This is a genomic window from Desulforhopalus vacuolatus (assembly GCF_016918505.1).
Classification (GTDB): Bacteria; Desulfobacterota; Desulfobulbia; order Desulfobulbales; family Desulfocapsaceae; genus Desulforhopalus; species Desulforhopalus vacuolatus.
Genome location: NZ_JAFFPZ010000003.1, coordinates 213,464 through 238,688, shown reverse-complemented (window position 1 = coordinate 238,688; position 25,225 = coordinate 213,464). Strand labels below are relative to the sequence as shown.

General features: G+C 44.5%; 13 protein-coding genes and 5 pseudogenes. 12 read left to right on the top strand and 6 right to left on the bottom strand.

What is annotated here, in order from left to right:
- Window positions 1–3,721, bottom strand: a 3,721-nt coding sequence (locus tag JWG39_RS03675; protein WP_205218003.1) for an Ig-like domain-containing protein, incomplete at its 3' end; no start/stop codon positions are given.
- Between the two features lie 224 nt (window positions 3,722–3,945).
- On the opposite strand from JWG39_RS03675, the pseudogene JWG39_RS17005 reads away from it, so the two are divergent.
- The 7 genes and pseudogenes from JWG39_RS17005 to JWG39_RS03645 form a co-directional block, all read left to right on the top strand.
- Window positions 3,946–4,389: pseudogene (locus JWG39_RS17005) on the top strand (transposase); the annotation flags it as partial.
- Window positions 4,390–4,404: 15 nt separating this feature from the next.
- Window positions 4,405–4,761, top strand: a pseudogene (locus tag JWG39_RS17000) (polyphosphate:AMP phosphotransferase); the annotation flags it as partial.
- Window positions 4,762–5,931: 1,170 nt separating this feature from the next.
- Entirely contained in the window at window positions 5,932–6,858 is a 927-nt protein-coding gene (locus tag JWG39_RS03665) for a hypothetical protein (RefSeq protein WP_205218001.1), read from the top strand.
- A gap of 265 nt (window positions 6,859–7,123) precedes the next feature.
- Window positions 7,124–7,926 (top strand): annotated as a pseudogene (locus JWG39_RS03660) (transposase).
- Window positions 7,927–8,214: 288 nt separating this feature from the next.
- Window positions 8,215–8,625 (top strand): hypothetical protein, encoded by a 411-nt coding sequence (locus JWG39_RS03655; RefSeq protein ID WP_205217999.1) that lies wholly within the window; start codon window positions 8,215–8,217, stop codon window positions 8,623–8,625.
- A gap of 157 nt (window positions 8,626–8,782) precedes the next feature.
- Complete coding sequence (locus JWG39_RS03650) at window positions 8,783–9,682, top strand: hypothetical protein (protein ID WP_205217998.1); 900 nt, start codon at window positions 8,783–8,785, stop codon at window positions 9,680–9,682.
- Between the two features lie 322 nt (window positions 9,683–10,004).
- The gene (locus tag JWG39_RS03645; RefSeq protein ID WP_205217997.1) at window positions 10,005–10,799 is read left to right on the top strand and encodes a transposase; all 795 of its coding nucleotides are present in this window, start codon (window positions 10,005–10,007) and stop codon (window positions 10,797–10,799) included.
- A 39-nt stretch (window positions 10,800–10,838) separates the two neighbouring features.
- Here JWG39_RS03645 and JWG39_RS03640 read toward each other — a convergent pair.
- Window positions 10,839–11,255 (bottom strand): annotated as a pseudogene (locus JWG39_RS03640) (site-specific integrase); the annotation flags it as partial.
- Window positions 11,256–11,534: 279 nt separating this feature from the next.
- On the opposite strand from JWG39_RS03640, the gene JWG39_RS03635 reads away from it, so the two are divergent.
- Both JWG39_RS03635 and JWG39_RS03630 read left to right on the top strand, forming a co-directional pair.
- Window positions 11,535–12,497, top strand: coding sequence for a hypothetical protein (locus JWG39_RS03635; protein ID WP_205217995.1), 963 nt, complete (start codon window positions 11,535–11,537; stop codon window positions 12,495–12,497).
- A gap of 108 nt (window positions 12,498–12,605) precedes the next feature.
- Window positions 12,606–12,860 (top strand): hypothetical protein, encoded by a 255-nt coding sequence (locus tag JWG39_RS03630; protein WP_205217994.1) that lies wholly within the window; start codon window positions 12,606–12,608, stop codon window positions 12,858–12,860.
- 281 nt (window positions 12,861–13,141) lie between these two features.
- Here the strand turns inward: JWG39_RS03630 and JWG39_RS16995 are convergent.
- Window positions 13,142–13,687 (bottom strand): annotated as a pseudogene (locus tag JWG39_RS16995) (transposase); the annotation flags it as partial.
- Between the two features lie 141 nt (window positions 13,688–13,828).
- Here JWG39_RS16995 and JWG39_RS03620 point away from each other — a divergent pair.
- The 3 genes from JWG39_RS03620 (at window position 13,829) to JWG39_RS03610 (ending at window position 16,344) form a co-directional block, all read left to right on the top strand.
- Complete coding sequence (locus JWG39_RS03620) at window positions 13,829–14,623, top strand: transposase (RefSeq protein ID WP_205217993.1); 795 nt, start codon at window positions 13,829–13,831, stop codon at window positions 14,621–14,623.
- Window positions 14,624–14,760: 137 nt separating this feature from the next.
- Window positions 14,761–15,345 carry a hypothetical protein gene (locus JWG39_RS03615; RefSeq protein WP_205217992.1) on the top strand — a complete coding sequence of 195 codons (585 nt, stop codon included), beginning with the start codon at window positions 14,761–14,763 and terminating at the stop codon, window positions 15,343–15,345.
- A 147-nt stretch (window positions 15,346–15,492) separates the two neighbouring features.
- A complete protein-coding gene (locus tag JWG39_RS03610) occupies window positions 15,493–16,344 on the top strand; it encodes a putative phage abortive infection protein (protein ID WP_205217991.1) in 852 nt (283 codons plus the stop codon).
- Between the two features lie 596 nt (window positions 16,345–16,940).
- Here JWG39_RS03610 and pglX read toward each other — a convergent pair.
- The 3 genes from pglX to JWG39_RS03595 form a co-directional block, all read right to left on the bottom strand.
- Window positions 16,941–20,507, bottom strand: a complete 3,567-nt coding sequence (pglX, locus tag JWG39_RS03605; RefSeq protein ID WP_205217990.1) for a BREX-1 system adenine-specific DNA-methyltransferase PglX — start codon at window positions 20,505–20,507, stop codon at window positions 16,941–16,943.
- Window positions 20,508–20,525: 18 nt separating this feature from the next.
- The gene (brxC, locus tag JWG39_RS03600) at window positions 20,526–24,086 is read right to left on the bottom strand and encodes a BREX system P-loop protein BrxC (RefSeq protein WP_205217989.1); all 3,561 of its coding nucleotides are present in this window, start codon (window positions 24,084–24,086) and stop codon (window positions 20,526–20,528) included.
- 341 nt (window positions 24,087–24,427) lie between these two features.
- On the bottom strand, window positions 24,428–25,186 hold the full coding sequence (locus tag JWG39_RS03595; protein ID WP_205217988.1) for a hypothetical protein: 759 nt from the start codon (window positions 25,184–25,186) through the stop codon (window positions 24,428–24,430).
- Between the last annotated feature and the right edge of the window lie 39 nt (window positions 25,187–25,225).

Sequence of the window (25,225 nt, the reverse complement as noted above, 5' to 3'; positions counted from 1 at the left end):
CTCCTGAGATAAGATTATAGGATACCGATTCATTGGAACTTCCACTCGAAGAGGAGGAATCCAACCGTGATCCAGAGCTGTTCAATAACCTTAAATCAATATCTGAACTCAATCCCGTTAAATTAATGGTCGCGGTGCCAGGGTTTTGCGCGACAAACGTATAAAAATCATTATCACCAGCATAACCTGTAATACTGGCATCTCCATTACTGTCCAGTGAAACCGCAGCGGCTCCCGTTCGAGAGTTACCCGCATCACCACCACTGATAGTGGTACCGTTAACTATATCATTAACAGCAGCGACTGTATTGATACTCAGATTATAATCTGAGGTATTGTTGCCATAAGGATCGACCTTCACGTAATAGGTCTCTCCTGAGGTAAGATTATAGGATACCGATTCATTGGAACTTCCACCCGAATATGAGGAATGCGAAGAGGAGGAATCCAACCGTGATCCAGAGCTGCTCAATAACCTTAAATCAACATCTGAACTCAATCCCGTTAAATCAATGGTCGCGGTGCCAGGGTGTTGCGCGACAAACGTATAAAAATCATTTTCCCCAGCATAACCTGTAATGCTGGCATCTCCATTACTGTCCAGTGAAACCGCAGTGGCTCCCGTTCGAGAGTCACCTGCATCACCACCATTGACGGTGGTCCCGTTAATTATATCATAGCCTTCAGACGTGGTGAAGTTATACGTATCTGAACCGCTAATGCCAGCAAAGTCGTTGCCGGTCATGTCAGTGATCACTCCAGCAGCGAGGTTAACGTAGTAGCTGCTGCTGGAACTCAGATCAACAGTGGGGTTGATGGTGACGGTACCGTTCGAAAAGGTGACCTGGCCATCGGTAACCGCAACGCTCCGGGCCAGCGTGCCGTCGTCATTGTAGATAAGGATGTTGCCTGTGCCCGCCTGTACCGCTTCACTAAAGGTCAGCGTAATATTGCTGTTTACCCCGACGTCAGTGGCGTTGTCGTTTGGAGTGAGACTGGTTAAAATCGGGGCTGCGTTGTCTATCGTGGTGAAGTTATACGTATCTGAACCGCTAATGCCAGCAAAGTCGTTGCCGGTCATGTCAGTGATCACTCCAGCAGCAAGGTTGACGTAGTAGCTGCTGCTGGAACTCAGATCAACAGTGGGGTTGATGGTGACGGTACCGTTCGAAAAGCTGACCTGGCCATCGGTAACCACAACGCTCCGGGCCAGCGTGCCGTCGTCATTGTAGATAAGGATGTTGCCTGCGCCTGCCTGTACCTCTTCACTAAAGGTCAGCGTAATATTGCTGTTTACCCCGACGTCAGTGGCGTTGTCGGTTGGAGTGAGACTGGTTAAAATCGGGGCTGCGTTGTCTATCGTGGTGAAGTTATACGTATCTGAACCGCTAATGCCAGCAAAGTCGTTGCCGCTCATGTCGGTGATCACTCCAGCAGCGAGGTTAACGTAGTAGCTGCTGCTGGAACTCAGATCAACAGTGGGGTTGATGGTGACGGTACCGTTCGAAAAGCTGACCTGGCCATCGGTAACCGCAACGCTCCGGGCCAGCGTGCCGTCGTCATTGTAGATAAGGATGTTGCCTGCGCCCGCCTGTACCGCTTCACTAAAGGTCAGCGTAATATTGCTGTTTACCCCGACGTCAGTGGCGTTGTCGTTTGGAGTGAGACTGGTTAAAATCGGGGCTGCGTTGTCTATCGTGGTGAAGTTATACGTATCTGAACCGCTAATGCCAGCAAAGTCGTTGCCGGTCATGTCAGTGATCACTCCAGCAGCAAGGTTGACGTAGTAGCTGCTGCTGGAACTCAGATCAACAGTGGGGTTGATGGTGACGGTACCGTTCGAAAAGCTGACCTGGCCATCGGTAACCACAACGCTCCGGGCCAGCGTGCCGTCGTCATTGTAGATAAGGATGTTGCCTGTGCCCGCCTGTACCGCTTCACTAAAGGTCAGCGTAATATTGCTGTCTACCTCGACGTCAGTGGCGTTGTCAGTTGGAGTGAAACCGGTCAAAATCGGGGCTGTGTCCTCCGTTGGAATATCAGAAATTGAGACCCAGGACTTATACTCTGATGAACTCCAGAAGTCTTCAATAGGGGACTGAAATTCTGTCCAATAGTCCTGATTATTATCATCGTCATTCCCCCCCCAGGGATTGCGAATCGTGAATGTGTCCTGGGTGCTGTTGTAGCCCAAGACCATAAAGGCATGATTGGACACAAGTTCATCTTTTCCATCACGAGAAGTATCCACATTACTATCAAGGAAGACAATTGCACCCGCGTCCAATGCATCGATGAGGACGCCTTTAAATGTCGAAGTATCATAATCAGAACCAGTAAAAACATTCGAATAATGACCAGGACCAGAAACATAATCCTGATATTCAAGATTCGTAATTTGTGATATAACATATGCAGAGCCACTGCTGATAACACTGTAATCATTACTCATATCATCCGACGGCAAGTGTAAATTATATTGTGCATTTGCCTGAACGTAGGCCTTTTCCATAAGTGATGCCCAGGATTCACCGCTCAATTCACCTGAATTATTGCCGCAAAAGACAAAATCACTACTATAATTGTAGGCACTATCGTATATAGGAATACTTGCATTTACCGTTGTGTATATTGGTTCACCCTCGTAAAAAAATCTAACGCCATAGGTTCCATTGTAGTTTTCAGTAAAAGCCTGATCTATATATTGTGGTTGTGATTCTGCGATAGCCCCCATGGATGCGACAAAATAGCAATCCCCCAGATACCCCTGGTTAACATCGGAAGCAGCTACTCCATCAACGAATAAGTCGCCGGTTACTGTTCCATAGGAGTATGTATTCCCATCTTCGTCAAGCGGCATGGGAAGATCAAGGCCCTCGAACCATTCGTTGATCAAGCTTTCACCAACATATTCAGAGGAACCAGTAGAAAGATTGCCGATAGTGATCGTCGAAGAACTTGATGACGTCCCTCCCCACCATGTCGCATTGGCGGGGTTGCCGTTAATCACTGCATCTGTGATATACCTCACGTAGTCATTTGAAAATAAACTGATGGAATTATCATAGAATGTCTGAAGATCACTGAACTCAAAAGCCGTGATTCCATCTTCAACTGCTGTTTCCAGCAGATTAAAAACTTCCTGAAAATTAAAGATACTATCTGTTAATGCGTCAGTGATGAGATTGCTCAACGAGACACTTTCAAGCGTGTTGTACCAGGATAGAGAACCTTGCCAGCTTGTTTCCAGTATATTGAGGGAATCTGATGTTTCGATGCTTCCTGTACTGGCTTCCAGTACCCAATCGTTCTCTGGCATGCCGCTGCCTGTGGAGTTGGTGGAGGCAGCCACATCCGCAGAGGAAAATTCTGCCAATTGCTGGATAAACGTTTCCCCTTTTTCCCCTTCCGCCACATTGCATCCGTATAAAAAAATGTCTCCGGTCTCGTTAAGACTCTGGCCAATTTTGATCCATACATCCTTTTGTGCCTGCATGCTTTCAATGTCAACGACGTCTCTGCCAAGGTAAAGATTCCCGCTGCTGCCATGCGAAATGACATGCAAGGCGTCATATCCTTCTCGATCTTCCAGATAGTCAGCAATCTGTTCTACCCCGTTATCTGTTGAATCAATAAACAACACTTCGGCGTCTTCAGGAAGACCGGGAAGCAGGGATTCATAATTTTCAACCTTGTCATCAACAATAATAAGCGTAGACATATAACCTCTAAAATGGATTGCTAACCTGAATTTTAGAATTTCTATAAAAGCTTAACCGCACCCAGGTAGTGACCAGAAATAACAAATTCATTATACATATTTTATGACAACAACAAAATACAACCTGATGGATGCTGGATGAGTACAATAAGTGCAACAGCGTTCTATGAAAAAGAGTGAGCTGCCGGTATGGTTACGTCACCACAACTTAACCGGAGGTTACCATGCACAAATGTACAAGTCCTTGCTACCAACAGATCACTCTTTTAGAAAGGTACCAGATCAGTGCATTTCTTCAAACAGGAAGATTTCAGACTGATATTGCTGATACGTTGAATCGTTCTAAGAGTACGATTTCACGTGAAATTAATCGCAACTCTTTTGAAGGAATCTATGATCCCTGTGTTGCTCATGTCATCGCGATGACCAGACGAAAATCTGCTGAGAAGGCCACAAAACAAAACCCTGAAGTATTGCAGATTGTACAAAAGTGGCTCCGACTGGGGTGGTCCCCAGAGTCTATAAGCTCTCGATTTTCTGTTGAATTACCTCTGGAAGAACATGTTTGCCATACAACGGTTTATGACTGGATTTATAAAGATCGGCAAAAGGGAGGAAAACTCCACACGTATCTACCGCGGTATGGCAAACGTCGGTGGAAAGGGGGGAAACGTAAACGAGCGTTTGAAGAACAACTTGCCCGTCATCACATTGTAGTGGTTAAGTTTTGGTTGGCCACCACCAAAGATGAGCAGTTGCGGAGATTTAAGGAAAGGGAGAAGATTGGATTCAAACGGTTCAAACTCACTGAAGATGACTGGCGTAACAGGAATAAGTGGGAGGAGTACGAATTGGCCGTTGCAGATATGATAGACCAGACGAGTACTCTTTATGCTCCCTGGACCCTGGTAGAGGCAAATAGTAAATATTTTGCCCGCATCAAAGTGCTCAAGACCTTGTGCGAAAGAATCGAGGCCGAGCTCAAGGAGTTGTACGAGGAGGGCGTCGATTATCTGGAGAAACCGAAAAAGAGGAAGTAAGGGTGTAACAGGGGGCTATGTTCTCGGTGTATACGATCTTATACTATTTCCATTTTGTATTGGTGGATTCAAAGGCAGGGGTGGGAAAAGGGAGAAAGGAGACGGGAGACAGGAGACAGGAAAAAGCTCCGTAGAGACGACCAATTTTGGCGTCTCCAGCACAACGGACGCTTCTACCATGAGCTCATTTTACAGCCTGTTTATCCATTCGTAATCGCCAAAAAAGATGTCCACGCAGTTGCGTTCTCTGGTCAGTAAAAAATGTGATTGGTATTACTCAACTGTTCCTGCTCCACACAATGTCCATCAACTTGCCGAAGCTGTTAACTCCCTCATATTTCACATTGTCTGGATTAATCTTGCTGTTAATTTCGTCGAAGAATTTCCGGGCGCATTCGATCTTTGTTTTTTCGATCTCACTTCGCCCTTGGATTTATACTGATTTTTTGAAGCGAAAAGTATCCTGACACATAGGGCTGGCAATATGTTTTTTTCTATTAAGCGTGCGTAATGAGAGTATCTCAGGGGCTCACGCACTTGATCCCTCAGTTTGAGCTGAGGGTTTGGAGTGAATTTTTGCTTGTTTTCCATCATAACAGTGATAATATCAAATTGTATGGAAAAAATGGAAGATAAAAGTAATAACTGGACATGATTTTCCATTTTTCACCTTTAATACGAAATATAGTGGAAAAAGAGTCCACATATAGGGTGATATTATGGATTTTTTCCACTTAACCCACTGTTAAATGAGACCGCTCCGCGGCCTCATTTAACGGGGCTTGCAATCGAGGATTGCCTGGCCAAGTGTCCCGCTACGCGCTCCACTTAACCACGCAATCAAGCAGACTTCGGTTGCAATTAAAATAAAAAACATTTTAATCAAAATCCTAGGAGCCTGTCCGAGAACGCTCTTTTGCCCGAACTTCTCGTTATTTTCAAAAACCAATGCTCATAATATCAACTATATAGCTGTGCTTGTTTTGTGAAAATGCCTTGATTTTGGATAAAATGCCTATTCTCTGACAGGCTCCTAGCAGCTTATTGCAAGCCCCGTTAGATTTATTCGATACCATGAAAATAAAAAACACTACCAATTCAGATCGGTGTAAAGCAACTCAAGATCGGATATTTGCCTCAATTGGAATTATATCAACATTGGTTTTTTTGTTGGTTGACGAAGGAATTGTCCCGAGATTTGTAATAAAAATAACAACAATTCTTCCATACATAGTCATATTGTTGCCCCCGCTTGATGTCATCGACTTAAATTATTCACAAAAATCATCGAACGTATTCAGAATTAATAAGAGATGGAGTTTGATTTTATTTGCCGCAATAGCAATAATTGTAAATTTTATTATCAGCGGATACGCAGGTTACTTCCATTACATTAAAAGGAATTACATATTATCATGTGAGATATCAAGGAAAGTTATAGGAATAACAAGTCCGAATGAAATACTGGCATGGACTGAAAAGTCGCAAATATTATCAGGAATAATTGGGAGTTTGATTTATATGTCAAGTCATTTCATTATCGGTTTTTTAGCTTGTTTAATGGCTTCTTCTTATTTATTGCCAACATTATTCAACGTTAATTATAAAAACAAAATTTCTTTTCGGAGTTTTTTACCTTTAGCTACTTTATTTGGCATTTTAACTGTTATTTTTTTTACACCAGCGGGAACAATAGGATGGAGTATCGTTGTCACGCATGCATGTGATCAAACAATGAGTTATGTTTTTGTGAAACTATTTGTTTGTACAATACTAATTGCTGTAATGGCCGCTACAATGACTCATTGTTTTATTGCTACAGACTTTTTAAAGAAGGAATATAAATTATTGAAAATTGTGTACTTCACAAGTTCTTTAGCGCTTATCTCCTATATAATTGTATTTTTAACAATCATAGGGAACTTCAGCGGTCAAAATAAAGATCCTCTTCTTTTCCTTTTATGTTTCAGGTATTTTTCTGCATTTATATCAATTTATATAATCGTGTTGTTTTTGATAAACAATAGAGTTGTAAATGATTGGATAAAGGGAGTTTCTGACATATCTACCGAACAAGCCAATAAACCTGACCTCTAGTCTAGGAGCTTGTCCGAGAACAACAAAAAAAAGTACAGATAAAACCAACATCCTAACTTACAGATATTTTTTTTCTGCGGCATCGGAAGCATTTTCGGGAATATATGCATAAAAAGGCACAGAAGGCAGAAGGAACGAGGGTCGGGACAAGGTAAGTGTTTGTATTCGTGTGTAAGATGTGTTCTTTTAACTCTTATACCTGTCAATAATGCGTCTTTTAGGCTCAAAAACGTTAATATAGATCTGCATTAGAAAATAATTTCTTATGGCGAGAGCAAAACGGCATTATATTCCTGGTCAAGTATGGCATCTTACCCACAGATGCCAGATGCCACAAGAGGGATTTTTTACTTAAATTGAAAATGGACCGTCGGAATTGGGTCCAGTGGTTGTATGCTGCCAAAAAAGCGATACGGTTTGGTAATTCTCAATTACTGTGTTACTTCCAATCATATTCATTTACTCGTTCAAGATGCAGGAAAGAGAGATGTCATACCTCGATCTCTGCAGTTGATTGCTGGAAGAACCGGGCAAGAATACAATATGAGAAAAAAGAGGAAAGGAGCTTTTTGGGAGGATCGATACCATTCAACTGCAGTGGAGACCGAACAGCACCTGCTGAGATGCCTTGTCTATATTGATTGTAACATGGTTCGTGCTGGTGTCGTTGCACATCCCTCTGAGTGGCCTTTTTGTGGATATAATGAAATCCAGATGCCTAAAAGGAAGTCAGTGCTCATTGATTATCAAAAGTTAGCGAAACTTACAGGGTTTGCATCCTATAGTACCTTCCGAGAGACTCACAAAGAATTGGTAAATGAATCCGTTACCAACAGGACCTGCGGCAGGCAACCGGGTTGGAGTGAAAGTGTAGCTGTAGGAAGCCGAAGTTTTGTAGAAACAATTCATTCGAAATTGGGATTTCGAGGTAAAGGTCGGAAGGTTTTAGAACATGACATCGGATTTCAACTTCGTGAAAAACACAGAACCTATAATGTCGAATATGATGGTAGAAATGAAGATATAGGCTCAATAAACACCTCTGAATGGGACGTTAATTTCGAGTAATCAGATAGTTAACGTGGCCCGACCCCGTTCGTGTTTTGATATTTCTGTACGTCGCCCCGCACATTCGCGCTACTCTGCCGCAGCAAAGCTGCTTCCTTCAAGGATCCGTCACCGAATACCCGTTGCAATAGCGCTACACCCTTCGCCTCCATCTGGCTGGGTCTGGGACTTGTCTAACATATAAGAGACTGCTATGCTAAACGCACCCTTAAGAACGTGTGCCGTGCCCGGCACACAACAAGGAGCTGCAAGGGACAAGCGGGCACGGCGGTTTTTCGAAGTTCAATCTTGCTGGCAACGTCTCAGTTTATTCAAAGTTCAGTGCTGCAAATCCCGCTTGCCCCTGAGCTTGAACGTTATGCAAAAAAGGAAATAATTATGTTCAAATTCAGTTCTTCTTCAGAGTGGTCTTTAGAAAATGAGTTAAGATGTTTTGTCATATTCAAACAACTCGAGGCTGAAAATTTTACCAGAGGGATGCAAAGTGATTTATGCAGGGAATTCGAAAGCAAATCGAATCTAAGTTTTAACACGATTAATGCAAAAGTTGGTAATTTCAAATCTGAGTCTGGAGTCACAGGAGACTCTCACGTATCAGAAGCGACAAAATACTTAGTGGCGCAATATGGTAGCATGTCACTTCCCGAAACCAAAGCATTGCTCTCTGGCTATTTACTCTGTCAAAAGGCAAATACATAACTTGCACATACAGTCGGACGGCCCTCGCGCATTTTGGTTCATACTTTGCCCAATGTAAAATGACTTGTTACTGCTCTGAACAAAACTCGGTGTGGGCCGCCGCTGATGACAATGTTATTGTAAAGAACCTATCTCAATCAATAATCATCTATATCAAATGCCTATATACATCGATTCTGAAGCAGATAAATTTATCGCCGAAAGTAAACAATTAGAAACCAATTATAAAGAAGCATGCGATTGGATTAATTCATTTGGCGTGAATTATAAAATCACAAGGTTTGGAGAGTATCAAAAAGATGTAGAATATTTTATCAAGAATAAAAATCAAGGTTCTGCGAAAGAAAGTGTTAAAACGTTTATGAACGCTCACCTAGAAGCGAATGAACTAATCCGTATAAAAACGACCTTTGAGAGTTTTGATAGCTCTCAATTGGTAGATACGATCAAGAAAATGGCTTCAGGAAAACGATTCAGAAATTCAAGTTCTACTGATCAATCTAGAGACTTTGCATTTGAACTTAACATTGCATCTAGATTTGCGAAAGCAGGTTTTCTTATTGATTTAAAAGGTATCTCCGATGTAGTAGTAATAATAGAAAACAGAAAACTTTTTGTGGAATGTAAACGACTAAAATCATACAAACAATTAGAAAAAAGAGTAAAAGCTGCAAATGTTCAAATATCAAAACGACTTGCTAACGATTTGTCTCCCAAATGTAGAGGTGTAATAGCACTTAACCTTACAGATATTTTAAATCCAGATGCTATGCCAATAATCGCTCCTAGTTTGAAAGAACATCAAACCATTTCTGCAAAAATACTGAGAGATTTCGTTTTATCAGAGCAAAATGCTCTATCAAGAAAACGTAATAAAAAATGCTTGGGTGTTTTTACGGAATTCTCAACTGAAGGATTTATTAACGCAGACACAGTTGAAGATGCCGCATTTGTATATATTCGTGAAGGAAATATTTATGAATATCCTTTAAACTCTGGTGATAGATCTTTTCTAAATAGTTTTTGGCCCAAATTAGGTAATCAGCATATTCTGTAAATTAATAAATAACCAGGCGTTTAACACCATTCGCTTCGGACTCGCAGAAGCTCGCAGGTTAACTTAACGTTAACGTACAAGAGGTGTCATGTTAAAAAAGAATAGGATTAGTAATCTTCAGAGGAAAGATCTCTCAAATTTATGGAAAGATTTGAATATAGAAGAAATGAAAGGATGAAAGGATGAAAGGAACGAGGGTCGGGTCAAGGTAAGTGCTTGTATTCGTGTGTAAGGTGTGTTCTTTTAACTCTTATACCTGTCAATAATGCGTTTTTTAGGCTCAAAAACGTTAATATAGATCTGCATTAGAAAATAATTTCTTATGGCGAGAGCAAAACGGCATTATATTCCTAGTCAAGTATGGCATCTTACCCACAGATGCCACAAGAGGGACTTTTTACTTAAATTGAAAATGGACCGTCGGAATTGGGTCCAGTGGTTGTATGCTGCCAAAAAGCGATACGGTTTGGTAATTCTCAATTACTGTGTTACTTCCAATCATATTCATTTACTCGTTCAAGATGCAGGAAAGAGAGATGTCATACCTCGATCTCTGCAGTTGATTGCTGGAAGAACCGGGCAAGAATACAATATGAGAAAAAAGAGGAAAGGAGCTTTTTGGGAGGATCGATACCATTCAACTGCAGTGGAGACTGAACAGCACCTGCTGAGATGCCTTGTCTATATTAATTGTAACATGGTTCGTGCTGGTGTCGTTGCACATCCCTCTGAGTGGCCTTTTTGTGGATATAATGAAATCCAGATGCCTAAAAGGAAGTCAGTGCTCATTGATTATCAAAAGTTAGCGAAATTTACAGGGTTTGCATCCTATAGTACCTTTCGAGAGATTCACAAAGAATTGGTAAATGAATCCGTTACCAACAGGACCTGCGGCAGGCAACCGGGTTGGAGTGAAAGTTTAGCTGTAGGAAGCCGAAGTTTTGTAGAAACAATTCATTCGAAATTGGGATTTCGTGGTAAAGGTCGGAAGGTTTTAGAACATGACATCGGATTTCAACTTCGTGAAAAACACAGAACCTATAATGTCGAATATGATGGTAGAAATGAAGATATAGGCTCAATAAACACCTCTGAATGGGACGTTAATTTCGAGTAATCAGATAGTTAACGTGGCCCGACCCCGTTCGTTGTCCGTCCCCATGCTGTAGGTAGTAAAGAAGAAGACTCGATAGCTCAGTTTGTTGGTTGCGATAAACAGTCTTTCCAATTGCCGGATAGAAAGGATGTCAGGAATTCTGGAAGTCTTTGGCGGTTTGATCAGGGGAAGTTTTTCCCAGCTTTTGTTCAGGACTCTGGCATAGAAAAACTTCAGGCCATACAAATCGAGTTTGACGGTGCTCCAGGAATGGTCATCCAGCAGGTCATAAAAATACTCAAGTAGCTGCTCAGAAGTGAGATCGTCTATTCTGGAATCAAAATAGTTGTCAATGCGCCTGATCGCTCTTGAGTAAGCATCAATGGTCTTGGGCTGCAGGCCACAGAGTTTTAAATATTTCTGATGTTTTTGGTACCAGACTGTAAATTGAGGATCAACAGGCATGTTCGTGTTCATTGTAACCTCCGCTTTATTCTGGATGATCTGTGTGGCAAATGGGTTTTGCCGATAGAACTTGATTCTATCACAGACAGCGCGGAGTGTTACAATTTGTCGATTATGAGCAGGTGAGTAGCACTTTGGTCTTTCTGCCGCGTAGCGGCTTCGTCCAACAAATTAATCAACCGGATGGAATATACGTCTGTGCTTTATTGAAAAGCAAAACCAAATTGCGGTGGGTCACGCAAGTTCGCGTCGCCGCCGGTTATCATGAACCGTTAGAGCAAGGGGAAATTTATGAGCGAAAACGCAACAACACAGCCAAACTGGTTTGTCCGAGCTCTCATTGTCGGATTGGCGCTGGTCATGATCACAATGGCATGTTTCGCGTTCTTTAAGGGGGAGCCTCAATTCGCCCTTTCGCCGAGTCTATTATCCCTTTTGGGGCTGATTATCGTCCTCTGTGTTTCGGAGTCTTTTGATAATCTTTCGTTAGGGAAATTGATCTCACTTCAGCGAAAAGTCGAAGAACAAGCCTCCGATAAGGCTTCGCTATCTGAGGAGAACGCGGGATTGCGCGGACAATTATTGACTCTTGTTTCAAATGTCCAACAGCGGCAGGTCAATGCCACCTTTAACGCCCCGCCGGATAGCTGGGGAAACCTCCTTGGGGTCGTTCAGGCGAAGGAACCGGTTGAAGAGGAGTCGAGCGATGCAGAGTCAGATGAACAGGAAAGCTCTCCTGCTCAGGTTCGTACACCCTCTGGTAGTGGTTCTGACAGAGTAAATCGATGGCGCGCCGCCGAAACATTAGCACTTCGAGCCTACTTTGATCGCCTAGATATTCCAACATCCGAGCGGATCAGGGACGCAGAGTTTTCAACAAACTTCCACGGAATTGATCCTATTATGGATCGTCGAATCGTATTTGATGCGTATGTGCGAGGTGATAACAAAGAGCATTTTGTGGAAGCCATGAGGGCCAACTCTCATTCGTTCATGATGGCTGATCGCTTGTACGTGATGCTCAACAAAATTCGCCTCTACAAGCAAGCAAAAAGCACGGATGCAGATCTCACGCTAATTTTTGTAGAGTTGGAAGATGACGACGAGGATCGGCCGGTGAGCCGCCGTGCGAACAGAATTCTGGAGTTTTTTCAGCCAGCAATTGCCAATAAGTTGCTTAAGGTAGAGACGGTCGGCGTATCTGCTGAAGAAATAGACGAGGAAATCAGTGATGGTCAGCGAGCCTTGCTCTAACAAATCGTTGCAGCGGGCATTTGACCCGCCACCCATTTTTGCTTCCGCAAAAACGGGCGTCGCCTCAAATGCCGCTGAACTCAGGCGTTATGTTTCAAAGGAGGATAAATGCGTATTCTGTGCATTCTGCTAAATGTAATTTTGTTTGCCGTTGTAGTATTTCTTGTGGCAAATGATGGTTGGCCAAGAAAAATAGAGCAACAACTAATGGTGTGTATTTTTTTCGCTACACCAGCTTTTAGTTTAATTACGTTGTGGGGTCTCAAGTTTGATAACTCAGATTCTTGGCTATCACTTTATCTCCAACGTAAAAAGCTAGAAGAGAAAACAAAATTGGAAAAACTGAAAAATAGTGAAGGCTAAAAACATAACAAATAAGGTTAGATCGTGAGAGCGGAGCGAACCAGGATCTGAACCGTTTGTTGGACAAGCCCGGCTATATATATATAAAATAGCTTTTTGGGTTTGAGGATTCTGGATTAAACAGAAGTGAAGTACAGCCTGTTTCGTTGCCAATCTCTCAAATTTTGGGAAAAAATGTTCTGATACATGAGGGTTTTCTCAATAAATGGAGCGTTTTTTGACAAAAGTATCCCTTGCCGGGAAATCCGGTTTTTTCAAAAACTGGTGATATCGAATAAAGCTTACACAGACACCCCCTTTTGTAGCATCAGATGTGGCGGGGGCATACACCTGGCTGGCGGACGTTGTATCCTGGTTTTTATGATTTTCATTGCCGCTCCACATACCGGACAAACAATTGTCGACCTCTTTTTTCGTTTACCGGCCAGCATCCTGAACGGATTGATCCGGAGTACCAGCTGCAGAAAACGGATAAGCTTCTTGCTGCATGGGTGGAGAAAACCGTAACATCTGACTTTGCGAAAGCCTTTCGGCAATACATGCAGCATGAGCAGGTAGAGAAAATATTCTCCAGTGACAGTCCTGGTCCTGTATTGGTTGGTTTTGGCATGAAGATACCTGAAAGTAACGTTGCCATTTTCGCACAGCAGAATATCTTTCTCGCGGATTACGCCCCGATAAAGATATCTCCCAAGATACACAATAGCTTTATCTCCGTTGCCAACATCTTTGCAGTCAACAACCCACGTTGAAGGGCAATCTTCTGGCACCTGCATTCCATGGCCGACCACAGCCTGCAAAAACTTTGCTCTGAATACCATGGCCAGGGGGTAAGGAACGAGGGGCGGGCCAAGGTAAGTGTTTGTATTCGTGTGTAAGATGTGTTCTTTTAACTCTTATACCTGTCAATAATGCGTTTTTTAGGCTCAAAAACGTTAATATAGATCTGCATTAGAAAATAATTTCTTATGGCGAGAGCAAAACGGCATTATATTCCTGGTCAAGTATGGCATCTTACCCACAGATGCCACAAGAGGGACTTTTTACTTAAATTGAAAATGGACCGTCGGAATTGGGTCCAGTGGTTGTATGCTGCCAAAAAGCGATACGGTTTGGTAATTCTCAATTACTGTGTTACTTCCAATCATATTCATTTACTCGTTCAAGATGCAGGAAAGAGAGATGTCATACCTCGATCACTGCAGTTGATTGCTGGAAGAACCGGGGAAGAATATAATATGAGAAAAAAGAGGAAAGGAGCTTTTGGGGAGGATCGATACCATTCAACTGCAGTGGAGACCGAACAGCACCTGCTGAGATGCCTTGTCTATATTGATTGTAAGATGGTTCGTGCTGGTGTCGTTGCACATCCCTCTGAGTGGCCTTTTTGTGGATATAATGAAATCCAGATGCCTAAAAGGAAGTCAGTGCTCATTGATTATCAAAAGTTAGCGAAACTTACAGGGTTTGCATCCTATAGTACCTTCCGAGAGACTCACAAAGAATTGGTAAATGAATCCGTTACCAACAGGACCTTCGGCAGGCAACCGGGTTGGAGTGAAAGTGTAGCTGTAGGAAGCCGAAGTTTTGTAGAAACAATTCATTCGAAATTTGGATTTCGTGGTAAAGGTCGGAAGGTTTTAAAACATGACATCGGATTTCAACTTCGTGAAAAACACAGAACCTATAATGTCGAATATGATGGTAGAAATGAAGATATAGGCTCAATAAACACCTCTGAATGGGACGTTAATTTCGAATAATCAGAGAGTTAACGTGGCCCGACCCCGTTCGTTTCGTTTGATATATTGTTAAGTTAGTAGTATATTGCTGGCTCAACTCAGTTGCTATGCACTATAGCAGCTTATTACAAGCCCCGTTAGCTTCCCAAGGAGTCTTGGTGGATCACGAACTGCGAAAACTGTTCGATTTGAGATGGAAAGAACGCGCTCAATTCCTTCAGAAGGAGTTTTTACGTGTAAAGCAGGAAATGAATGCCAGAGGCCTCTTGAATTCAAGCATGACCATCCAGGGTGGCCATGATGCCCTTGTGGAAGAGTTCAAGACACAACGAAAGTTGATTTCTACAACGATCATCGATTTTGTCGGCAAAACCCAGAAAGTATCATTGGTTTCTAAGTTTCAAGATCTAGCACAGGAAGAACTAACCAAGCGCCGATCAGTTCTTGAAAGTGAACTTAATACAGCGTTTAACAATCAAATAACTAGCCTGCAAAATTCAGCGATGATCGCCCCGCTTGTTTCACTTGATGATGTTTTTCCCCTTGCAACAGAGGAGCTGTCTGTAGAACTTAATACTGCTTTTGTGACTTACAATAAAGCATTCGGGAACAATCTTGCTGATCAGCTTAGGAATCGATTTTTGAATAACCCGATACTAGCGGTTTTGGTCTTGTCGGTTGCAGGTGCCACATTTATTCTTGGTCTACTGAATCTTTTGGGGATAGTTGATTTTGCTGAATAAAGCTAACAATCACATCAGCCGATCCACAACACTGCGCGGTTTTTTGCGCCTGCCTTCGGCATTGTTGCGCAAACGCCGCTACGTGTTGCGGTCGGCTGATGTGTGGCGTTATGTTCAATAATAAATCGATGCTGAAAAGAGACGTAAATGTCGCATAAAAAACTTAGTTATATTTTGATTTCAGGTGTGGTGGGTTGCGTAATATTATATGCAATAGTGATTCTATATTTTTCCTGGCCAATTTCATCATTCACAGTTACAAGCTCAGGTGTTTTTGGAGATAGTTTTGGATTACTTACAGCTCTATTTTCAGGCTTGGCATTTGCAGGTTTAATAATAACAATTGTAATGCAAAAAGAGGACCTGTCATTGCAGAGAGAGGAGTTATCCTTAACTCGTAACGAATTAAAAGCCCAGAAAGAAGAGTTTGCCATACAAAATGAAACCCTAAAATGTCAGCGTTTCGAAAATACATTTTTCCATTTATTATCACTACATAATCAAAATGTTGAGTCATTAAATTATAAGCCATCAAATAAACATGAGGTTAGCAAAAGAAGAGAATGTTTTCCAGATTTACTAGGCACATTAAGGCTTGATGTAATAGGGACTCACGATTTAGGGGATGGGGATGGGCCTAAAGAAATTACCGTAATTGACAATTACAATACGAACTATAGAAAAATTTCATCAATTATTGAGCATTATCAAAAAACACTTTATCAAATATTACTGTTTGTTGATAGTGACGTTGCAATTACAAACAAAAAAAAATACACTAATTTTATTAGAGCGCAATTATCACAACCTGAAATTGAATTACTGTTTTTTCATTGCTTAGGTGAATTCGGTGTAGAAAAATTCAAGGGCCTGGTTGAAAAATATGAGATGTTTGAACATCTTAAACTGACAGATCGTAGCTCAAAGTGTTTAAATTTTTACAATAGGCGAGCATTTGGCAAAAACGTTTTACTAATTAAAGAATACGATAAAGCATGAACCTTTTTGCCCAATAGTTTCTTGAAATAAATAATAAAAACATATCGGGATAGGAACGGCCATCACTGACCGCCCCTCCCGGGTGAGTAGCCCAAAGGAACTTCCCCTTCAGGCTCTCTCAAAACCGGACGTGAATCTCTCGACTCATCCGGCTCCAATCATTCAGCCGTTTTTATGCAAATTTTGGGAAAAAATGTTCTGATACATGAGGGTTTTCGAAGTAAATGAAGCGTTTTTTGACAAAAGTATTCTTTGCCGAGAAGTTCGGCTTTTTCAAAAGCTGGTGATATCTATAGTGCATAGCAGATGAATTGAGTCGGTAGATACTGCTAACTTACCAATATATCCATAGTTATAAATTCAAAATAGTATCGATTCATCAGCATGGGGCTATAGTCGTTGTCTTTCTTTCCTTCGCGTTCTTCGCGGTAAAAAATGTCTTATACCATTTACATTTTTTACTGACCCCAAAAAAACGACAGGACAAACAGGATGATAAATTAATTTCATTGCAGAAACGTCTGTTGTGAGATAAGCCACCTGTTGTGTTGAAGACGCCCAAATTGGGCGTCTCTACAAAGACCTTTTGCCTCCCTTCACCCCTTCCCGGTGACCTTCTTCTTCTCAGCCAGCAGGGTGCCGAACTTGCCATAGTTGACCTTAACGCCGTCGTCGAGATCAAGGGAAATCTGCTTGTCTGCATAATGGCGGAGTTCATCATCAAAGGTGCTCAGCTCGGCCAGCTTCTTTTTCATATCGTCGATCTCTTTCTGGAACTTCTTCCTGGCTGATGCGGAGTCGGCAGCATCCCATTCATTCTGCAGGTATTCCTGGCGGGCATGGAGGTTTCCGAAGAGGGGGGTCACGTACATACTTCGTACCCGTGACAGGGTGGCTTCATTATAGCGGTGCAGATAGATGAGGCACTGGAAGGCTTTCTGTTTGCCGCTGGAGAGGAGCCAGTAGATGGGACGTTTCTTGTAGGTCTGTACGTGGTCCTTGAAGAATTTGTCGCACAGGTAGCGGCGGATGGTGTCGCGACTTGACTCATTTTTCTTTGGAGAGAGGTTGTCGGCGAGGAAGGTGAGGTTGTCTTCGAGGTGGGACGCGCCCCAGGCAACAGAGATGAACTCAATGAGGCGGTTGGCTGTATCGTCGTCGAACCACTCGGTGTCGGTGAGCGTGAGGATGCCGTCGTCGTCTGCCGGGAAGGTGGTGTAGCGGGATGGATCAAAGTTTTCATTGCCGCTGCTGGCATAGATAAGTCCGGGTTCGTCAAGGCTGTAGCGGCCCATCATGCAGCCGATGGCGTAGGAGACCAGTTCGGCCATGGTGTCTTGGCGGAAGCGGGTCCACAACTCCTCGTCGGTGAGTTTGCCGCCGTAGCGGTAGGCGGGGTTTACTGTGAGGGTGATCTGTTCGATGGGGACGTCGGGGGTGAGCTCGTCGGTTAGGCCGTAGGCGTCGATGAAGAGGCGATTGTTCTCCTCTTCGAGGTGCTTCATCTCGGCGATGGTTTCGCGGTTCTGGTTTATCCAGGCGGTGTAGCTGGATTCGAGGGTTGGCGTTGGTTCGGTGGAAGCTTTCAGGATGGGGAGGGACTGGAAGTCCCACGAACGTTCGTAGGCGTTCCAATCCTGCTCGGAAAGAGAGACCAATCGGTCGATGACGACATCGCTGATGCCTACCAATTTGGTTGGAAAGGGCAGTTTTTGGAAGTACCCAATATCAAAGTGAAGAGTTGGACTGATAGAAGCAATGACATCGCTATAGAAGCAATTATTGCATGCGCTCAGGACTGCACTGGCATGATCTCGGGACAGTCGAAATACGGAGTGGCCGGTGTTTCCATGAATAAATCCCTGCGGATATCGACGGAATGCATTGATTGAAGATGTTACGTCTGTCCAGCTGACAGATTCCTCGAAATAATAATCACTTCCCTGGGGCCTAGAGAGAACCTTGTCTGCGTCATTCCGGTAGTTCCGTATCTCATAACCGTTGTTCTCCCAATTGACCACATGGGAATGGTTGCCAAACCATTTCCGGAATTCACCTCCTTTGTTAAACGGAAACCACTTCCGGCTGGACCTAATTGCGCCCTTCAATGACCCCAGCCCGAGACTAAGACAATTTAGGGATATCTCAGGCCAGAGTCGGACAAACCTCTCGTTGTTCGAAGTCTGCAAGCCTACAGCGGCCCTGACCATGCGGCCCATGGACGGTTCGGAGGCAAAAACGTTATGCACAGCATCACCAATCCAGTATGCGATCGGACTGCCTGGAATATCCCCAAAGTTGTCTTGAGTGGCCTCGAAGAACCACCCACACTCGCGATTCTGGATCGCTTCCACCGTCTTCGGTCCTTGACGATCAGAACCACGAAAGTTTGCCAAGCGGATATAGCAGCCCTTCTGTTTATTCACGTGGCTCTTCTGTAGTGTGAACGTACAAATGGGAACAGTGGCTCCATCAAAACCCGAGTATTCAAGCTGCACGAGAGAGGTGACAGTTTCCTCATTGATGAGTCGTGTTCGAAGATACTCATGGGCCGACAGGAACATCCATACAAAGGGCGACATAAATCCGAGTCTACCCCGCAGTTTACTAAATGTCAGGTCGCGGTCGATGAACGCTGAAAAAATGTCCCTCTCGTAACCTCTGTAATGATCTTTCAGATACTTTTTTAGAACCGGCGTTTGATATTGCCCTCCCATATAAGGTGGATTAGCCACCACCGCATCATACCGCGCCGCCAGCAATTCAGCCTGCTGTACAAGAAGCCCCAAACACTTCAGTGCATCGGACAAAAAGAGACCTTTAGCCGCTTCGCTCAACCTTTTCAGTGCTGGCAATTTCACCACCAACCCTTCAGGCACCTGAATCAACGAGCCAAAGGTAGTAGCGTGTTCAAAGAGCTCCTTCAGCTCAATGAGGTCATCTGGCTGCAACCCGTAGTCTCCCAGCTTCACCCCTTTCGCCACCCCCTCCACATCAAAGCCCGTGCTGTCCACCAGCGCCATCACATTAAGCTTCACTCCCCGCTCAAAAAGTCGCCGATCATCAGTCCGCCCCTTCATCATCAAGGCAAAACCCGTCAACTGTGCGGCCCGCCCGTCAATGTCGAGGCCAAAGAGGTTCTTCTCAAGGATTAGCTGCGGGACGTCTCTTTGTCGATAGCCGCGCTCCAGATAAATGGCCTTGAAGAGTTTGTATGCTTCCACCAAAATATGCCCGGAACCACAGGCTGGGTCGATAAGGGTCAACTCCTCAGGGTTGAGGGTGGCGGGTGTGATGGCCGCAAGCTGTGCCTTCACCTCATCGGTCTGCTCGGCAGGCTCAATGTAATACTCCATCTCTCCTTGAAGTGGTGAGTGCGGGTAGGTCGCCAGCCACTGCGCCCCCAGCGAGTTCTGCACCATGTACTTCACGATCCAGTTGGGCGTAAACAGCTGGGTCGCCGCCGGAATATCCTCCGACTTCACCACCGTGCCGATAACCTCATCCTTTTTCTCTGAGATATAGAACTGGTAGATCCAGCCGATGATTTCAATCTGCTGCCAGTCCTCTTCCGGGATTTTATTTACCAGGCTGCGAACCGGTGAATTGGAATGCAGCAGGTTGTCCGGCATTAGAAGCTCATCAGAGCCGCCAATCCTTTCAAAGAGAAAGGGCATGGCCCGGTTCAGCGCGTTGCATTGGGCGACAACAAGAATCTGGTAGAGTGTATTGTCTTCATCCCCGGCCAGGCGAAGACGAACAACCTCTTCTCTGTTGAGATCGGGCAGCTCTACGTCCGTGGCATGCTCCAGTATCTCCGGGATTTCCGAACCTGACCGATTACTCAAGACCCGATAGCCATGATCAAGGCAGTCATGCAGTTCCATATAGCGGATGGCAATAAAACGGTTGAACCAGGTATAGGCCATTTTCCGCATGGTCAGCTCAAAACCGTCCTGGCTGATGCGGTTTTCCAGATCCTGTCGTATTGTTCCAATGTCCTTCGGGTACGGGCGTCCGGCAATCAGAGCGACATTGCCCCTGGTTTCAATCGGCTCGATTTGATTTTCGGACAATCCCAGCAGATGAGCCTTTTCGGTTACCGCCTGGATGAAATCCCGCCGTGCCCCGGGGGCATAGGCTTTAATATTGGCTGTGTTCATTCTCTTTTCTCGACAGAGTTATTGAATTTTGACCCGCTTGTTGTCTTGAATTGCTTTGGTGATGGCTTCTTTCATGGTGTGCAGAAACTCATCCACATCCTCTTCCGTTTCCAGATAGGTTTTGGCAGAGAGGGTGGCAGGATGTATCGTTTTGACTTCTTTCTTCGGTGGTTTGGGAGTAATCGGATCTTGTGCATTTTCAATACGTTCAACAGCCGTTTCGTATATCTCTTCGATTCCAGCAGTGGTGTAGACAATGTTTGGAATATTTCCATCCTTTTGGCGGCTCTTCCTCGACTCCTGCAGGTCAAACAAAGCCTTGTTCCTTAAATCTGCAGAAGCATTGGCAGCATCCAGCAGTTTACCAACGTGAGCGATTTTCTTGTCGACAGCAAACAATGCCTTCTCCCGGGCATCCTGAACCAGCGTGTCATTCACCGTCTTTACAACGGTAACAAGAGTGTTGACCTCATGGAGCATTGCGTATGGGCGGGGAGCGGCAAGGATCTCCTCAAGCCGTGCGAGGGCACTGGCGGCACTGTCGTCTTTGGCAAGGGCCGCCTTGTTGGGCGTATACTCCGCAAGGGCCTTCCGGAGTATATGCCAGATGTTGATCTGGCTGGTGTAAAAATCGGTCAGGTCGTTGAGATCTTCGGCGACATCAAGCAGCTCGTTCTTTTTGGCATTAAAGGATTTGATACATTCAAAGGTGTCGCTGATGGCCAGAAGTGAGCGGATGCAGGCAAGACAGGCATCTATTTCACTGTTGCCCGGATAGTTTCCGGTATCTGCCAGGGTCTTGTATTTCTCCAGAGCGTTCAGCCATCCTGTCAGATTTTTACGGAGGAAGGCCGTGAGTTTGTCCGCACCTTCAGAGCAGATCGTTCCGAACAACTCCTTCCCGAGGTTTCTGGCGTTTTTTAATGCCTCCGGATTCGGAATCTTCCGCTTGATTATTTGTACATTTTTCCACTGGGAGGATTTGGAAAGAGTTGCGCAGGCATCCTTTGCCCGGGTTTTCACCTTGTCAATCAGCAGATGGATAAGGCCCCCGGTGAATATCTTTGCCACCAGCAGGACGATCTCCCATTCCGGCCAGCCATAGGGACGGCGGGCAAAATGGTCGATCAGTTCATTGAGCAACACCGGGTGATTGTTCTCTATCTTTAACTCGATGTACATCCTGATCTCTTTGATATCTGTCGTTTCTTCCCGAGCAAACTCAAGTTCAAACTGTCTCCGCCCCAGTTCGTCGGCGAGGAGAACAGCCTTTACTTCTTTCAGGGGTTCAGCGTGAAGCTGTTGAAGGTAACTGAATTTTCTGAACACATTGAGAATGATGTAATTCAACCCTTCATCAACCGCAGAGGTGCTCTTTGCTGCTTTGATCTCCAGGGTATTGCCCAGGGCGTAATAATCAGCTTTTTGCACGAGATCATCAAGCAGGGAAAACAATCTCTTCTGTCGCTGGCGGTTCTCTGTTGCCCGGTTACTCAATATCGTCTTTTGGGTGTCAGAGGCTGCCGCATCGCTTTTCAGCTTGATAAACTTATCTGTCTGCAGATATGTCCGCAGTTCCGTTTCCAGTTCTTTACTGTCCGGCAATTTGATCAGCAGGCAACCTTCTTTCTCTGAAACGTGGAAAATGCACTTTGGTGTTTCGTACATTGAATATTGATCATGAAACGGGGTGACAAACTCAAGAGACACATCCTCGCTGCCGCTGCCACCACACAGATGCTCGTCACAGATGCGGTTGAAGGGGTAGTCCCTGTGAAAGTCAACATACTTGTGTTTGGTTTTCCCCTTCAGGATATCCTCGAAAAGGATGTCACCGAGCAGCTTGTTTTCTTCTGTCGCCGAGATATCGACCTTTTTTATTTCCCGGGATATCTCCCGCTCCTCATTGGTGAGAAAGAAGAAGAGATTGCCGCTGCGGTTTATGAGGTTTTCACGCTCCAGACGCTGCAGGGCCGCCTCTATATTCCGCTTGAGGGTTATGCGGTCGGCATCCACCTGGTCAATGCAGAGGGTTATCAGGTTTTCGATATTCGGTGTAATGCTGTCCACATAGCGAATGAGGAAGAGGGCCTGCAGAAGTTGAATGTCAAAGGGGGGTTGCAGTCCGGCATTGCCCTTCGCCTGGTCAATGGAGAGTTTGACCGCCGTATCGAGAAAGCTCTCAATGCAGGGAAAGAACTCATACAGCGGTACCAGAACGCCGATTTCCTTCTCTGATACTTTTTTCGCCGCCGACTGGAAGGCATCGAGCATTGACCTCTCCCCACGGGCCAGGTGCAGACCGGTGGCTCCCGCCTTGCGGATTGATTCAAATATCTTCTGGACCAGCTGGAAGTGATAGGGCACAAAAGGGTAGTTTGCGGCAAAGTCTTTGCCATCGACATAGTTTCTCTGTGTGGCACTGTCGCTTGTAAAGCTCAGCTGGTTTTTCAGGATATCGCCCTTCGACGTGAAAAGTATTTCCAGTGTGTGCCTGGCAATATCCACCTTGTCAAGCAGCCGGGCTCTGATTACTTCAGCCACATCGGAACTGGAAAGAGAGAGTCTGGTGTAGAACCGGCCCTGGATCTTGGAAAAGTCATTGGCTTTTGCTCCTTTAATATCTCCAAGTACGGCGTCGATATCCTCCTGTGAAGTGACGATCACCCAGGCCCTGCCGTTGCAGAGGCGGCCCAGATCCTCTACGATAGTCTGGAGGTTGAGCATGAGGTGGGTGTCTTTGCCGATGAACTGCCCCATCTCATCTATGAGAAAGACAAGTCGGCTCTTCGGCCCTTTACTGTCCAGATATTCCCGAACCCGTCTGGCAAATCCTTCCACGGTGAGACTTGTTTCGTCTTCGGCCTTATCAAGCCATTTCTCCACGGCCTGTTGACTCATGCCCAGCGATTCATTGAGGGCGCTGCTGATTTCGTCGGCGTAAAAGTGGTAGGAGTCCCGCTGCTCTTCCCAGGCATCTCCTCCTGAGGCATCCCTGAAGGAATCACAGAAGATCTCATACGTGCCTTTTTGCATCAGGTGCCGTTCAAGTTCGGCGATATGGGGATGCTGGCTGCATAGTCCCTGCAGCTCGTTGAAAACCCTCCAGAGCACCAGAAGGATGGCCGCGCGGCCTTCGGAGGCATCGGCCCGGCTGTCGATATTGAAGAGGACAACATCGGTACTGTTTTGGGCGACTCGCTTGAAATCACCCAGCAGCAGGGGATCTTGTATCTTATCTGTGAAAAAGTCGATTGCCTTCTTCGTGTTGTCTGTGCCAGGCTCTTGAACGCTTCTGTTTTCAAGCAGGTAGGAGAGTATTTTCACAAAATGAGATTTCCCTGAGCCAAAAAAGCCCGAGATCCAGACACCCATTCTGCTGGTGACGTTTGGGTCTGTCACGTTGTCTATGGCGGAGAGATATGCCCGGAAAAGCTTCCTGAAGTGCTGGTTCAGTTCTTTGGTCACGACATATTCTTCAAGTTCCTGCCAGACAATCTCATCGTCCTGCTGCTCCGCCTTGACTACGCCGTTAATTGGTCTGGCAATATTTTTTGAGAAAATATCGGATATCAGCATATCATTCCTCTCCCTGTTCACGCAGGTAAATTGATAGAGTAACTGCAGTTCCCCTTTGCGGGGGTGTTGAAGGTTGCAAAACGTTTATGATACAAGGAATTTCTTAAAAAAGGGAGGGAGGAAAAAGGAGGCAGGAGACGGGAGACGGGAGACGGGAGACGGGAGACGGGAGACGGGAAAAAGCAAAAGACGGTACAGCGAAAAGACTTTTTGCCAACGAATAAAAGCTCGAATAATGCGAATAAGGGCTTTTATATGAAAAAGACAAAGGATTTCACCGCGAAGAACGCGAAGGACGCGAAGAGTAAAGAGAGAATAACAACAGCAATTCCCTGTTTAATTTACTTTTTCATGTATATTTGGAGATATCCTTTTGAATTTCTCCTTTTTGCTGTCCCTTCCCAGTATCCTTTACGAATATATTTTACTCTCGCAATTTCTTCACGACCTATGTTCCTGAAAATTATTACTGATGAACCTTGACGTTCCCACATTTTAACATCGCTGGAAAAGGGACATCTGCCACCAATACACCTGGCTTCAAATCTACTTCTATCGTGTTGTGATTTGTCATAAGTTAAATTTATCGAACCAGAAAAACTTCCTCCTACAGGCCCAACTTTCCAAAATCCTTTTACCTCTCCAGGAACATTTTTATTCTTTTCCTGCTTCAAATTTTCGCAGTATTTTTGACATTTCTGCCAATAAAGTTTTTTATTGTCTCTGTAAGATTTCCAGGATCTATAAATATCTGTTTGTATCCAGGTTCCATCAGCAGATTTTTTAGCTAACCCTTTTTGCTTAAGCCATTGAAACGCAGCATCTCCCTCTACAGAATAATAATGTACTTTGTATCCTTTTCTCTCACAATCACATGGATTCTGAGAATCTGTGATAATAGCGATTCGAAAAATATCCTCCCCACTTGTGTGGTGTGCCAGATCCTCCCATATATATTTCCTTTGGGGTTGAGCTTGAGTTGTTCCGGCTAAGAGGAGTACAATAAACGCAATGGAAAAAAAGTATGTAGAAAAGTGTTTTAATCGGTTGTTTTTTTTGTTGAGATATGCTCTTGCGCTCTCTTTTTGATTGTTCCTCATGATATGATTCTCCTTTTTTATCCATTAAGCAGAATAGAC